Below are 13,874 nucleotides of genomic sequence, written 5' to 3'. Positions count from 1 at the left end.
GTTCGCGGCGGAACCGGCGCGAGGAACGTCGCTCGCCCGCTCGAAGGGCCCTCGCGGCGGTCTGCGAAGATGCCGAAGTCATGGTGCAGATACCGAAGAAGGAGCCCGCGCGGCGCTCCGTGCCGACCAGTGCCGACGTCGCGCGTCTGGCGGGGGTCTCCCGCGCGACCGTCAGCTACGTCCTCAACAACACCAGCGCCGTCCGGATAAGCGAGCCCACACGGCGCCGCGTCCACGCCGCCGCGAGGGAACTGGGCTACGTCCCGCACGCCGCCGCGCGCAGCCTGCGCGCCGGGCACAGCCGGATGGTCCTCATGCCCACGTCGGAGACCCCGCTCGGCCCGCTCCTCAGCCAGTTCTTCAATGAACTGCAGTGGGCGCTCAGCCGCCTCGACTACACCGTCGTGCAGTACGCGAGCCTCGGCATGACCGGCGAGGACGCGGCCCGCGCCTGGGCCGAGCTGCGGCCCGTCGCGGTCCTCTCCCCCGACGCCTCGGCGCTGGGGCCGCGCGGCGTGGAGGTCCTGAAGCGGTCCGGCGCCAAGGCCGTCTTCACCCTCGGACCGCAGCGCGTCGAGGGCGCGCACGCGCTCCTGATGGACGGCCGCCGGGTGGGGGAGGCCGCGGCCCTGCACCTGCTGGCCCGCGGCAGACGCCGGATCGGCGCGATCGTCCCCGAGGAACCCGGCCTGGAGATCTTCTCGGAGCCCCGCGTCGAGGGACTCCGCAAGGCCCTGCGTGCCGTGCGCATCACCGGCGCGTCCCTCACGGAGGTGCCCCTCGCCTACGACGAGGCGTCCGCCGCGCGGCTCGCGGCGCGCTGGCGCTCACTGGGCCTCGACGGCGTCTTCGCGTACAACGACGAGTACGCGATGCTGCTGCTGCGGGCGCTCCAGGACGAAGGCGTCGCGGTGCCCGACGAGACGGCCGTCGTCGGCTCCGACGACCTCATGCTCGGCAGGCTGCTGCGGCCCCGGCTCAGCACCGTCCGCATCGAGCTGCCCTCCGGGCGCGGCCTCGCCGAACTCGTGGACCGCGTGGTCCGCGACCCGGGAACCGAACCCGAGGTGCACGACGTGCTCGGGGCGGACGTCGTGCACCGCGAGTCCAGCTGAGAGGACCGGGCCGCGGATCTCGCGCGGCGGACCTACTGGCCCTGCTCCTGCTGCTTGGCCTGCTCCTCGGCGACCTGCCTGCGGACCTCGTCCATGTCCAGGTTCCGCGCCTGGCCGATGACGTCGGTGAGCGCCGCCTCGGGCAGCGCGCCCGGCTGGGCGAACACCGCCACCTGGTCGCGCACGATCATCAGCGTCGGGATGGACTGGATGTTGAACGCCGCGGCCAGCTCGGGCTGGGCCTCCGTGTCCACCTTGGCGAAGACGAGGTCGGGGTTGGCCTCGGCCGCCTTCTCGTAGACGGGAGCGAACTGCTTGCAGGGTCCGCACCACTCGGCCCAGAAGTCGATCAGGACGAATCCGTTGTCCGTGACCGTCTGGTCGAAGTTCTCCTTGGTGAGCTCCAGTGTCGCGCTCATGGGTGTGTCCCTGCTTCCTGTGTGAGGCATGGCCGCTGTCGGTAACGGCCGATGGTGCGAACGTATTCCGCCCGTCGCGCGTGCGCGGCGAACCGCGCACGCACCGGCATGTCCGGCGCGCTTACCCATGTGGCCACGGCGCACACCTGCGGCAAGACTGTCCCCATGACGGATACCAGGACTTACGACGTAGTAGTCATCGGAGCGGGGCCCGTGGGGGAGAACGTGGCCGACCGGGCACGCGCGGCGGGCCTGAGCGCCGCGATCGTGGAGAGCGAACTCGTGGGGGGTGAATGCTCCTATTGGGCGTGCATGCCCAGCAAGGCGCTGCTGCGCCCCGTCATCGCCCGCGCCGACGCGCGCCGCGTCCCCGGCCTGCGGCAGGCGGTGGAGGGGCCGCTGGACGCCGCGGCGGTCTTCGCCCACCGCGACGGCTTCACCTCGCACTGGAAGGACGACGGGCAGGTCGGCTGGCTGGAGGGCGTCGGCGTCGACCTGTACCGCGGCCACGGCCGCCTCGCCGGAGCGCGCAAGGTCTCGGTGACCGGCAAGGACGGCTCCGAGCAGCTCCTCGCGGCCCGCCACGCGGTGGCCGTCTGCACCGGCACCCGCGCCGCCCTGCCCGACCTGCCGGGGCTCGCCGACGTCAAGCCGTGGACCAGCCGCGAGGCCACCGCGAGCGACCACGTGCCCGGCCGCCTGCTGGTGGTCGGCGGCGGTGTCGTCGCCGTGGAGATGGCCACGGCCTGGCAGGCGCTCGGGTCGCGGGTGACGGTGCTGGTGCGCGGCGGCGGGCTGCTCCCGCGCATGGAGCCGTTCGCCGGTGAGCTGGTGGGGCAGGCGCTGACGGAGGCCGGCGCGGAGGTCCGCTCCGGTGTCTCGGTCACCGCCGTCACCCGCGACAACGGCACGGTCAGGGCCACCCTCGACGACGGCTCGACGCTGGAGGCCGACGAGATCCTGTTCGCCACCGGCCGCGCGCCGCGCACGGACGACATCGGCCTGGACACCGTCGGCCTGGAGCCCGGCTCCTGGCTCGACGTCGACGACAGCCTGCGGGTGCGCGGCAGTGAGTGGCTGTACGCGGTGGGCGACGCCAACCACCGGGCGCTCCTCACCCACCAGGGCAAGTACCAGGCGCGCGTCGCGGGCGCCGCCATCGCCGCCCGCGCCCAGGGCGTGCCGCTCCTGGAGACCGACCGCTGGGGGGCCCACGCGGCCACCGCCGACCACGACGCGGTCCCGCAGGTCGTCTTCACCGACCCCGAGGCGGCCTCCGCCGGACTGACCCTCGCCGAGGCCGAGGCCGCGGGCCGCCGGGTGCGCGCCGTCGACTACGACATGTCCGGCGTCGCGGGCGCGAGCCTGTACGGGGAGGGCTACCGCGGGCGCGCCCGCATGGTCGTCGACCTGGACCGCGAGGTGCTGCTCGGCGTCACCTTCGTCGGTCCCGGGGTGGGTGAGCTGATCCACTCGGCGACCATGGCGGTGGCCGGGGAGATCCCCGTCGACCGCCTGTGGCACGCGGTCCCCGCCTACCCCACGATCAGCGAGGTGTGGCTGCGGCTCCTGGAGACCTACCGCGGCTGACCGCCCGCCGCGCGGAGGGCCGCTCCCCGACCCGGGGGAGCGGCCCTTTCCGCGCCCCGTGCGCGGGTCAGCTGCTCGCGTAGACGTCCTCCACGTACCGCCCCTCGGCGACCAGGTCCCCCAGCCACCGCGCGGCGGCCTCGGCGTCGCCGCCCGTGGCCTTCGCGTACAGCCCCTGGAAGGCCTCCCGCACGCCCGGCGCCATCCGGGAGCCGTCACCGCACACGTAGACCCGAGCGCCCTCTTCGAGCAGGCGCCAGACCTCGCCGCCCTCGGCCGCGATCCGGTGCTGCACGAACAGCAGCCCGCCCTCCGGAGCCCTGGAGAACGCCGGGCGCAGCGACACCGCGCCCGCGCGCTCCGCGTCCTCCGGCTCGGCGCGGTGCAGATAAGTCGACGTCGGGATGGTCGCAGCCGACGTAGCAGAGCGCGGGCGCCGGCCGGGCGTCCGCGCGCAGGAGCGCGAGACGGTCCGTCGGGATCGGTGTCGACGGCGTCAACTACCACCTGTCCCGCCTCTGCCGCCGGCTGCGGGTCCAGAACCGCACCGCCCTGGTGGCCAGGGCCTACGTACTCGGACTTCTCGACCCGGCCATGTGGCCGCCCAGGGTCGCCGCGCCCGCCGCACGGCATCCGGCGGCGCATGACCCGCGCGGGTCCGGCGACGCCGGAGGCCCGGCCGCGGGTTAGCCTGGTGACAGCGGCGGCCCCCAGGGGCGGGCCGCGCGGCGGTGGGGCCCGCCGTACCCGAACCGCGGCGAAGGATGCCGCCAACGGTCCCTCCTCGCGCACGAGCGCGCCCGACGGAGGGCGCGGGCGAGTAGGAGGAACATGCCCAGCGAGACCGGCCGCCCCGCGGCGGCCGACGAACCCGTCGACCCGGACATCTGCTGCGTCGACGCCGAGCGGCGGCAGAGCCTGACACGCGGTCAGGGGAGGACCGTCGCGGCGGTGGCCGTCGGCGGCGCCCTCGGGGCCTCGGCCCGCTACGGCGCCTCCCTCCTCTGGCCGGCCGCCGCCGACGCCTTCCCCTGGTGGACGCTCGCGGTGAACGCGGCCGGGTGCGCCGTCATCGGAGCCTTCATGGTCCTGATCACCGACGTGTGGACACCGCACCCCCTGCTGCGGCCGTTCTTCGGCACGGGCGTACTCGGCGGCTTCACCACGTTCTCGACGTACACCGCGGACATCGAGCGGCTGGTCAGCGGCGGCCACGCCCGCACCGCCCTCGCCTATCTCGCGCTGACCCTGCTCGTGGCGCTCCTCGCGGTGTGGGGCGCGGCGCGGACGACGCGCCGGATCGCGGCGGCGGTGCGCGGATGAACTGGCTGTGCGTCGTCGCCGGGGCGATGATCGGCGCGCCCCTGCGCCACCTCACGGACCGAGCGGTCCAGGCGCGCCTCGGCACGCTCTTCCCCTGGGGCACCTTCACGGTCAACGTCGTGGGGTCCCTGGTCCTCGGCGTGCTCGCCGGAGCCGTCACCGCCGGGGCCGCCCCCGAGCACCTGGAGCTGTTCCTCGGCACCGGCCTGTGCGGGGCCCTGACGACCTATTCGACCTTCTCCTACGAGACGCTGCGGCTGGCCGAGAGCGGTGCCCGGTTCTCCGCGGTGGCCAACGCGCTCGGCAGCGTCGCCGCAGGCCTCGGCGCGGCCTTTGTGGGGGTGGCCGTCGCCGAGGCCCTGTGGGCCTGACCGGGGTCCGCTCAGCGGCGTACCGCCAGCGCCGAGGCGACCTCGGCGGCCCACTTCCAGGGTGCGGTGGCGCCGCCCGGCTCCGAGTTGAAGTACTCCCAGCCGGCCACGCCGCCGAAGCCGGGGTGCTTCGCGGCGAGTCTGCCGAGGGTCTTCTTCAGCGTCGCCATGTCGACATAGCCGCTGCCGCCGTTGGCCGGTGAGGTCAGCGTGCCCGCCACCACCTTGTCGGCGGGTATCAGGCCGCGGGCGATGATGGCGTCGTAACTGGACGTCGAGTTCATCCGGCCCCAGCCGTTGTAGAACTGGGCGTTGAACCACGCGATGTCCCGGCCGCGGCTGCGGTAAAGGGCGTCGTAGTCGAAGCCGGAGAGATTTCCGCCGCCGCTGAGCGCGCTGCCGACCGGTGCCAGCGTAATGAGGAATCCGGCCCCGAAGTCGGCGCGCAGGGCGCTGATGACACGCTCGATTCCGGCGAGCGACATGTCTTCCTCGATGTCGAGGTCGACGCCGTCCAGCCCGTACTGCCGGATGAAGTCCCGCAACAGCGGGTAATACGTGTCGAATTCCTCGTCGAGCCGTGTGAAGCTGCCCGGCGCGGCGCCGCCGACCATGGCAAGCACGTGCACGCCCTGCCCTTGCAGTGTCTTCAGGTCGCGCCACATCCGGTCGAACTTGGCCGCGCTCGGCGGGTCGTCGTTCAGGTGGACGGGCGCGTACGGGCCGTTCAGGTCGTTGAGGTGCACCGCCGCGACCAGCACGTCGGTCACGCCGGTGCGGTGCTCGGTGAGCGCGAGCGGCGACACGTAGGCGCCGTTCGTGTACTGCGTCTGGTAATAGACGACCACGCGTTTCGCCGCCGCGGCCGGCTTTCTCGCCGCCATGGCCGTGCCGCCGGACGTGGCGGTGAATGCCAGTGCCGCGAGCAGGACGCTGCGCCTCTTCATGCTCATCTCTCCCCTGGATCGAAGTCGCCGCAATTCTTACGGGGAGATACGCGGAATCGCTAGGCCAAGGGACCGCTAAAGCGCATTAGTTGGAGACCAGGTGGCGGAGCCGCACGACGCCGTTGCCGAAGGTCCGGGTGTCAGCGAGCCGCAGGTCCGCCCGGACGCCCGGCGCCTGCAACATGGCTCTGCCGCCGCCCAGGACGACGGGGTGGACGTAGGTGTGGATCTCGTCGATCAGGCGAGGCGCAGGAACGACCCGGCCAGTTCGGCACCGCCGAGACCGAGGTCGCCCTCGGCCCGCTCCTTGAGCGCGCGGATCTCCTCGGGCACCACATCGCGCTTGATCGCGGTGCCCCAGCCCGCCTCCTTGAGGGTGCGCGAGACGACGTACTTGGGCTTGGAGCGCCAGATGCCGGCGAACTCCGCCTCTGCCTCGCTCGACGGGGCCCGGTCGGCGGTCGGCCAGAACGCGGCCATCAGCTGCCAGGTGACCCGGCCGTCGAGGAACGCGCCCATCGCGGCCGTCTACTCGTTGAAGTGCCGGTGCAGTTCGTCGTCGACCAGATGCCAGTCGAGCTCGCCGTCCGGTCCCTCCATGAAGCCGTCCAGGGAGACGGACATCGCCCAGATGACTTTCCGCATGCCGGCCCTCGCCCTCGCCCTCGCGTCGCGGTCACTGATGGCGGCGACCCTGCGCCGCGGACGGGCGGAAGCCGGGCGACGCGGCGGCAGGACGGCGACGAGGCCCCCGCGGGGTTCGCGGGGGCCTCGTCGCCGTGCCGTGCCGGACGTCAGAGCCGGGCCGTCTCCTGGGGGAAGTCGCCGCTCAGCGCGGCCGCCATCCGCAGGTGCGGCACCGCCTCGTCGGCCCTGTTCTGCCGCTCCAGGGTGCGGCCCAGCATGAGCCGGGCGTAGCCCTCGACCGGGTCGAGCTCGATCACCTTGCGCAGCTCCGTCTCGGCGCGCCGCAGCTGGGCGGAGTGGTAATAGGCGCGGGCGAGGAGCAGACGCGGGGCGACCTGCTCGGGCACCTCGTCGGCCAGCGCGTCCAGGACGCGCGCCGCCGTCGCGTACTCCTTGGCGTCGAAGAACTGCCGCGCGCGCTCCCAGCGCTCCGCCGCCGTCCCGTGGTCGTAATAGGTCATCTCCACTGTCTGCCTCCTTCGGCCCCTGTAACCCCGCGGGGCGTCCGCGCATTCCGGGTGGGGGAGTCAGACGCGCGGCGCCTGGTAGCGGTCGGCGGCCGACATCCGCAGGCCCGCGACCGTCAGCGCCACGATGACCAGGGCGGCCAGCGCGGCGATCACCGCGGAGAGCGTGGGCAGCGGCGCCGCGACGCCCGCGGGCCGCAGCACCTGGGCGAGGTCGCCGGAGACGAGCCGGTCCTCGACGAGGTGCCCGACGGCCAGCGCGCCGGCCAGCAGGGCGGCGGTCACGGCCGCGTACAGCGAGCGGCTCAGACAGAGCACGACGCCGGCCGCGGCGCAGAGGGCCGCGACGCCGACCGCCAGGGGCAGGCCGGGAGTGGTCCCCCGGGACCAGTCCATCGGCAGGTGCGCCACCGCGCAGAGCAGCATCAGCACGCCCGCCGCGCGGCGCATCCACACCAGGGGCGTGGTGCCGTTCCGCCGCTTCTGCGGGGCGAGGGACCCGACGGCCATGCCCGGCGCGGGGCGTGCGGGCTCCGCCGGCGCGGACACCGGCGCGGGAGGCGTCGCGTCCATGGACGGCCTCGCCGCGGGAGCGGGAGCGGGAGCCGGCGCGGGAGCCGGGGCGGCCTCGCGCAGGCTGCCGATGAGCTGCATCAGGTCCTCGACGGACCGGCTCGTGGCGGCGGCGTGCACCGCTTCGGCGCTGCTGTGCGGGTCGTGCGGGGGAGCGGAGAGCAGCTGGACGAGGCGGGTCACCTCCGGGATGGGCCGCTCCTCGGCGGCGTGCCGGATGGCCTCGTCCATGCGGTCGGCGGGGTGCTCCGGCGGGCCGAGCAGTTCCACCAGGCGGCTGACGTCGTCGACCGAGCGGGCGACGGCGGCCAGCCGGAGGACCGACGAGGCGGTCCGGCCGCCCTCCGGTGTCTGCTCCAGGCGGGTGACCAGGTCGGCCACGTCGTCCAGGGGCCGCGCGAGCACGGCGCAGCGTATGAGCTCCTCCACCGCCTCGCCGTCGGCATCGGGGGCCGCCTCGACCGGAGGGGCCGACGGCGTCCCGGCGGGAGGGGCGGGGGCCGCCGTCTCCCGGGTGACGCCGATGTCGATGTCGGGGGTGCGGTACGGCGCGTGGTCCGGCGGTGCGCCGGCCGTGCCCGCGTCCGCCGTCTGCGGCCACGGCGCCGGCCCGGCAGGCGGCGGAGGCGGGGCGCCGAGCTGCGCGGCGCCCCGGTGGGCCGGCGCCGACACCAGGGGTTCGCCGGTCCCAGGGGGCTCCGGCGCGGCAGAGAAAGACTCAGCGGCCATCTTCGCTTCTCCATTCCAGCGGGACGTTCTCGCCCCGCGCGTCAACTCATCCCGTTCTATGCAGGCTTCCGAGGGCCCGCCACCGGAAGGAGCGGCCGGGCGGTGGGCGCGGGGCCGGTTCGGGGAACACGTGGGGATGCGCCAGTGACGACCGACCCGACCCGAGGAGCCCGACGTGTCCACCACCGCTGATGCGGCACCGGCCATGGAGCCCGTGTACGCCCGTGTCCGCCAGGAGGTCGCCGCGAGGGCCGACCGGCTCTGGGACGTGAGCCTCGCGCTGCACCGCGAGCCGGAGACCGCGTACGAGGAGCACAGGGCGGCCCGCCTCCTCGCCGCTGAGCTGGAGGGGGAGGGCTTTGAGGTGGAGCGCGGCGCCGCGGGGCTGCCCACCGCCTTCGTCGCCCGCACGGGCGCCGGTACGGCCACGCCTTCGGGCCCGGCCCCCCGCGTGGCCCTGCTGATGGAGTACGACGCCCTGCCGCTGCTCGGCCACGCGTGCGGGCACAACCTCATCGCCGCGGCCGGTCTCGGCGCCGCCCTGGCCGCGCGGGCCGCGCTCGGGGAGATCGGCGGGACCCTGCTGGCCGTGGGGACTCCCGCGGAGGAGAGCGGCGGCGGCAAGGTGGCCGAGGTGGCGGCGGGCCTGTTCGACGGTGTCGACGCGGCGCTGATGTTCCATCCGGGGGTCCACGACTGGGCGTGGGCGCCGCTGACGGCCAGCGCTCAGCTCAGGGTGGGCTTCCACGGGCGGGCCGCGCATCCGACCGGCAGCCCCACGGAGGGCGTCGACGCGCTCGGCGCGCTGATCCAGTTCTTCAACACGCTCGGCGTCCTGGACAGGCGGCTGCCGCCGGGCTCGCACGTCCAGGGCATCGTCACGGACGGGGGCCGGGCCACGAACATCGTCCCCGAGTACGCGGAAGGGCTCTTCGGGCTGCGCGGCGGGACGAGCGCCGCCCTGGCGGAGCTGGCGGACGAGCTGCGCTCCTGCGCGCGGGGCGTGGCCGACGCGACCCGTACGAAGGCGGAGGTGACCGACGTGGGCGGCAGGTACGAGCACTTCCGGGACAACGGCGTGCTCTCCGGGGCCTTCGCGCACCACCTGGAGCGGGCGGGCATCGCCTTGTCGCAGCCCGCGCCGGGGGTCTACCTGGGCTCCTCGGACATCGGCAACGTCAGCACCCGGGTGCCCGCGATCCACCCGTTCGTCGCCGTCATGGGCTCGGAGGGCTCCGACCACACACCCGAGTTCGCCCGGGCGGCGGCCGGTCCGCGCGGCCGTGCGGTGATGCTGGCGGCGGCGGAGGCGCTCGCGTGCACCGCCGCGGACGTGCTGCTCCGTGCCGAGGTGCGGGACGGGGCCTGGGCCGCCTTCCGGGAGAAGGCGGCCCAGGGGCTGTGAGGAGCCTTCCCCGCGTCAGTCCTCCACCGACACCCGCACGGTCTTGACCTCGGTGTCGGCCGCGTCCGGCACGACCATCCCGGCGTCCACGCCCTCGCGCAGGTACCGCAGCACCTCGTGGTTGAGCTTCTCGCCGGGGAGCGCGGCCGGGATGCCGGGCGGGTAGGGCGTGAGCATCTCGGCGGTGACGCGGCCGACGGCCTTCTCCCACGGCACCTGCTCGACGCGCCCGAAGAAGGCGTCACGCGGCAGCATGACCTGTTCGAGGCGGAGCGAGGCCGGGTCGGGGACGTCGATCGGGCCCGCGGGCCGCAGCTCGTCGGCGTGGGCCGCGACGTCGCGGAGCGCGGTGATCAGCTTCTCCGTGGCGTCGGCGTCGTCCGCGTGGGTGAGCTGGGCGCTGGTGCGCCGGTGGTCGGACAGGTGCAGGTTGATGTGGTGGTGCTCGCGGATCCAGTCGGCGACCCGGTAGCCCGTGGTGCCCAGACCGGTGATGTCCACGATGACCTGGAGGGGGTCGAGGTCGTGCGCGCGGCCGGGCCCGCAGAAGTCCTCGCGCCCGTGGACGTGCATGCCCTCGATGTCGCCGATCCTGGCCCGTACGGTTCCGGCCAGGGCGAGGGCGTCGTCGAAGAGGGCGCGGCCGTGCTCCACCATCTGGCGGCGCCAGCCGTCGAGCGCCGCGTAGAGCAGCACGGAGGGGCTGGTCGTGCCGAGCAGGTCCTCGCGGTTCTTGAGCACCTCGGCCTGGACCAGGTCGCCCTGGAGGTGGAAGACCGAGCCCTGTTCGAGCCCGGAGCCCATCTTGTGCACGGAGGTGACGCACACGTCCGCCCCCGCGTCCATGGCCCAGGTCGGCAGGTCGGGGTGGAACGGCAGATGCGCGCCCCACGCCTCGTCGACGACGAGCGGCACGCCGTGCCCGTGGCAGACCTCCGCGATGGCGGCGAGGTCGGAGCAGGTGCCGTACGGCGTCGGCGTGGTGACGAGGGCGCCGCGGGCGTCGGGGTGCTCGGCCAGGGCGGCGCGGAAGGCGTCGGCGGACGGCGGGTGGGCCAGATGGCGCTCGGCGTCCCACTGGGGGTCCACCCAGATCGGCACGATGCCCGCGAGGACGAGGCCGGAGACGACGGACTTGTGCGCGTCACGCCCCACGAGCAGCTTCTCGTGCGGTCCCGCCACAGAGAGCATGGCGGCCTTGACCGACAGGGAGCTGCCGCAGGTCGAGAAGAAGGTGTGCTCGGCGCCCACGGCGTCGGCCATCAGCTCCTGGGCCCTGCTGAGCACGCCCTTGGAGGACATGCGGTCGTCCAGGCCGCTGGTGGCGAGGACGTCGGAGCGGAACACGGCGTCCCCGAGGACCGCGCGCACCCGGGGGTCGGCGCCGCGTCCCTGCTTGTGGCCGGGCGGGGTGAACGGAGTCTGCCCTTCCGAGTGGTACGCGGTCAGCGCGTCGAGCACGGGTGCCTGTGAGTGGTCCATGGCACTCCGGGTTCCCTCCGTGATCCGGGCAAAAACCACACTGTCCCGAACGGCGGTGCGGCGTAACATGTCCGATTAGTCACTTTGATCCGGGGGTACTCGGGACGCATGATCACGATTGGGGTCGAGGAAGAGTACTTGCTGCTCGATCCGGGAACCTGCCTGCCGGTGCCGCTCGCGGACCAGGTGCGGGCGGCTGCCGGACTCGGGCCCATCGCGGAGGACGGTGAGGTCCAGTCGGAACTGCTCCAGGCCCAGGTGGAGGTCGCCACGCCCGTCTGCACCGACCTGGACGAGGTCGGCGGCCACCTGCTGAGGCTCCGGCACGCCCTCGGCACCGCGGCCGAGAAGCACGGCTGCCGCATCGCCGCGAGCGCCGTCGCGCCGTTCCGGACGGAGGCGCCCGTACCGGTGACGCGGAACGCCCGCTATCTGGCCCTGCGCACCCATGCCCCGCAGCTCGTGGCCGAACACCTGGTCAACGGCATGCACGTGCACGCGGCCGTCCCGGACAAGGAGACCGGCGTCGCCGTCCTGAGCAGGGTCAGGATCTGGCTGCCCGTCCTGGTCGCCATGTCCGCGAACTCCCCCTTCTGGGACGGCAAGGACACCGGCTGGGCGAGCTGGCGCACCGTCATGTTCGGCCGCTGGGCCGTCAGCGGCCCGCCGCCCCGCTTCACCTCGCTCGCCGACCACGACAGCCGCATCAAGTCCCTCATGGACACCGGCATCATCACCGACACCGGCCAGCTCTACTGGCAGGCCCGCCTCTCCGAGCGGTACCCCACGATCGAGGTGCGCTGCGCCGACGTGCAGCTCCGCGCCGACGCGGCGGTGATGTTCGCCGGGATCGTCAGGGCGCTCGTCGCCACCGCTCTGCGCGAGCAGAAGGCCGGCGTCCCGCTCCCCGACTGCCCGCACGAACTGCTCCAGGCCATGAACTGGCACGCCGCACGGCACGGCCTGAGCGGCCGGCTGGTCGATCCGGACGGCCGGTCGCGCAGGGCGGGCGACGTCCTGTGCATGCTGCTCGACCACCTCACCCCGGCCCTCGACGAGGCCGGGGACACCCGGGAGGTGACCTCGCTGGTGCACCGGCTGCTCCAGGAGGGCACCCCCGCCGACCGTCAGCGCCGCGCCCACGCCGAGGGCGGTCTGCCCGGCCTGACCCGGCTGATCACCGGCGAGACGGTGGCCACCTGACGGAGGGGCCCCTGCGCCGGAGCCGTGTGGCCGTCGTGCCGCGCGGCCCTCCGCACGCGAGGGGCGATACGCCCTGGTCGGCTCTGCTGTACCCGTATGGTCCATGATCATATGGACGTGCCGCACAGGGGGAGACAGCAATGAGCCGACACATACGGCCGTACGCGTGGTTGACCGCACTCGCCCTGGTGGCGGGAGCCGCCTGCACGGGCCCAGGCGACGAGACCCCGGCGGGCCGGCCGGGCGCCCGCGGGGCCGGGGACGCCCTCTTTCCGGAGCTGGGCAACGGCGGCTACGACGTCGCGCACTACGCCCTGACCCTCGACTACGTCCCCGAGACCAACCACCTCAAGGCCACCGCGGTCATCACCGCCCGCGCCACCCAGGACCTGAGCCGCTTCGACCTCGACCTCGCGGGCCTGACGGTGCGCCGTGCCGAAGTGGACGGCGCGAAGGCCCGCTTCACGCGCGAGAAGAACGAGCTGGTGCTGACGCCCGAGAAGACCGTGCGGGACGGCGCGACCTTCGAGACGACCGTCACCTACGACGGAACGCCGAGGATGATCGAGGACGCCGACGGGGGGGTCGAGGGCTGGATCGAGACCGACGACGGCTCGACCGCGCTGGGCGAACCGACCGGCTCCATGACGTGGTTCCCCGGCAACCACCACCCCTCCGACAAGGCCGCCTACGACATCACGGTCTCCGTGCCCAAGGACGAGGACGGCGACCCGTACGACGTGGTGAGCAACGGCGAGCCGCGCAAGGAGGAGGACGAGGGCAAGCGCGTCACCAGCCACTGGCGCAGCGAGGAGCCCATGGCCGGCTACCTGGCCAACGTGACCGTCGGCTACTTCGACCTGCACCAGGGCCGGACCTCCGACGGCATCCCCGTGCACATCGCCGTGGACCCCGACGAGGCCGAGGACGCCGAGGGCGTCGAGGACCTGGTGCCCGAGGTCACCGACTGGGCGAGCGAGCGCTTCGGGCCCTACCCCTTCTCCTCGGTGGGGGCCACCGTGGACCATCTGCCCGGCCTCGGCTACGCCCTGGAGACCCAGACGCGGCCCTACTTCGACGAGGCGCCCGAGGACACGCTGGTGGTGCACGAACTGGCCCACCAGTGGTTCGGCAACTCCGTGACCCCGCGCGAGTGGAAGGACATGTGGCTCAACGAGGGCTTCGCCACGTACGCGGAGTGGCTCTGGCAGGAGGACCACGACGGCGACACCGCCGACGAGATCTTCGACGCCTTCCACGACGGCAGCCACCCCGAGAGCGAGGGGATCTGGGACTTCCCCCCGGCGGCCCCGCCCAGCGGCCCCCGCACCTCCGACCCGCCGGTGTACGGCAGGGGCGCCATGACGCTGCACAAGGTGCGCGAGGAGATCGGGGACGACGTCTTCTTCGACGTCCTCCGGACCTGGACGCGTCAGCATCGCCACCAGAACGCCCGCACCGAGGACTTCATCGCCCTCTGCGAGGAGAAGTCGGGAGCGGATCTCTCCGACCTGTTCGCGACGTGGCTCTACGAGCCGGGAAAGCCGGACTGATCCGTTCCGG

At 73.7% G+C, this 13,874-nt stretch carries 12 protein-coding genes and 2 pseudogenes; 7 read left to right on the top strand and 7 right to left on the bottom strand.

Features of this window, described 5'->3' with window-relative positions; translation table 11 throughout:
* Positions 1–80: 80 nt before the first annotated feature.
* Positions 81–1,115 (top strand): LacI family DNA-binding transcriptional regulator, encoded by a 1,035-nt coding sequence (locus tag DCW30_RS01520; RefSeq protein ID WP_076682830.1) that lies wholly within the window; start codon positions 81–83, stop codon positions 1,113–1,115.
* A 32-nt stretch (positions 1,116–1,147) separates the two neighbouring features.
* Here DCW30_RS01520 and trxA read toward each other — a convergent pair whose 3' ends face one another.
* Positions 1,148–1,534, bottom strand: coding sequence for a thioredoxin (gene trxA / locus DCW30_RS01515; protein ID WP_062772896.1), 387 nt, complete (start codon positions 1,532–1,534; stop codon positions 1,148–1,150).
* A gap of 165 nt (positions 1,535–1,699) precedes the next feature.
* On the opposite strand from trxA, the gene DCW30_RS01510 reads away from it, so the two are divergent.
* Complete coding sequence (locus DCW30_RS01510) at positions 1,700–3,124, top strand: dihydrolipoyl dehydrogenase family protein (RefSeq protein WP_076682828.1); 1,425 nt, start codon at positions 1,700–1,702, stop codon at positions 3,122–3,124.
* Between the two features lie 67 nt (positions 3,125–3,191).
* Here DCW30_RS01510 and DCW30_RS01505 read toward each other — a convergent pair.
* Positions 3,192–3,624 (bottom strand): annotated as a pseudogene (locus DCW30_RS01505) (reductase); the annotation flags it as partial.
* Between the two features lie 331 nt (positions 3,625–3,955).
* Between DCW30_RS01505 and DCW30_RS01495 the strand changes: the two are divergent.
* Positions 3,956–4,447, top strand: coding sequence for a fluoride efflux transporter FluC (locus DCW30_RS01495; protein ID WP_076682826.1), 492 nt, complete (start codon positions 3,956–3,958; stop codon positions 4,445–4,447).
* Entirely contained in the window at positions 4,444–4,818 is a 375-nt protein-coding gene (gene crcB / locus DCW30_RS01490) for a fluoride efflux transporter CrcB (RefSeq protein ID WP_076688528.1), read from the top strand. Before DCW30_RS01495 ends, crcB begins: the two co-directional genes overlap by 4 nt.
* Positions 4,819–4,829: 11 nt before the next feature.
* Here the strand turns inward: crcB and DCW30_RS01485 are convergent, their stop codons facing one another.
* The 4 genes and pseudogenes from DCW30_RS01485 to DCW30_RS01470 form a co-directional block, all read right to left on the bottom strand.
* Entirely contained in the window at positions 4,830–5,765 is a 936-nt protein-coding gene (locus tag DCW30_RS01485) for a glycosyl hydrolase family 18 protein (protein ID WP_076688526.1), read from the bottom strand.
* Between the two features lie 85 nt (positions 5,766–5,850).
* Positions 5,851–6,410 (bottom strand): annotated as a pseudogene (locus tag DCW30_RS01480) (dihydrofolate reductase family protein).
* Between the two features lie 149 nt (positions 6,411–6,559).
* Positions 6,560–6,919, bottom strand: coding sequence for a tetratricopeptide repeat protein (locus tag DCW30_RS01475; protein ID WP_076682824.1), 360 nt, complete (start codon positions 6,917–6,919; stop codon positions 6,560–6,562).
* Between the two features lie 60 nt (positions 6,920–6,979).
* A complete protein-coding gene (locus tag DCW30_RS01470; RefSeq protein ID WP_123985570.1) occupies positions 6,980–8,221 on the bottom strand; it encodes a hypothetical protein in 1,242 nt (413 codons plus the stop codon).
* A 205-nt stretch (positions 8,222–8,426) separates the two neighbouring features.
* Between DCW30_RS01470 and DCW30_RS01465 the strand changes: the two genes are divergently transcribed.
* Positions 8,427–9,626 (top strand): amidohydrolase, encoded by a 1,200-nt coding sequence (locus tag DCW30_RS01465; protein ID WP_076688524.1) that lies wholly within the window; start codon positions 8,427–8,429, stop codon positions 9,624–9,626.
* 15 nt (positions 9,627–9,641) lie between these two features.
* On the opposite strand, the gene DCW30_RS01460 is transcribed toward DCW30_RS01465, so the two are convergent.
* Positions 9,642–11,108 carry an aminotransferase class I/II-fold pyridoxal phosphate-dependent enzyme gene (locus tag DCW30_RS01460; RefSeq protein WP_076682820.1) on the bottom strand — a complete coding sequence of 489 codons (1,467 nt, stop codon included), beginning with the start codon at positions 11,106–11,108 and terminating at the stop codon, positions 9,642–9,644.
* Between the two features lie 108 nt (positions 11,109–11,216).
* Here DCW30_RS01460 and DCW30_RS01455 point away from each other — a divergent pair, with 108 nt between their 5' ends.
* Positions 11,217–12,311 (top strand): carboxylate-amine ligase, encoded by a 1,095-nt coding sequence (locus DCW30_RS01455; RefSeq protein ID WP_076682818.1) that lies wholly within the window; start codon positions 11,217–11,219, stop codon positions 12,309–12,311.
* Between the two features lie 140 nt (positions 12,312–12,451).
* Positions 12,452–13,864 carry a M1 family metallopeptidase gene (locus DCW30_RS01450; RefSeq protein WP_103557351.1) on the top strand — a complete coding sequence of 471 codons (1,413 nt, stop codon included), beginning with the start codon at positions 12,452–12,454 and terminating at the stop codon, positions 13,862–13,864.
* The last annotated feature ends 10 nt before the right edge of the window (positions 13,865–13,874 follow it).

Origin of the sequence: Streptomyces alfalfae (assembly GCF_004127445.1) — a bacterium.
In the GTDB taxonomy this organism is placed as follows: Bacteria; Actinomycetota; Actinomycetes; order Streptomycetales; family Streptomycetaceae; genus Streptomyces; species Streptomyces alfalfae.
This window is presented reverse-complemented; position numbering and strand designations above follow the sequence as displayed.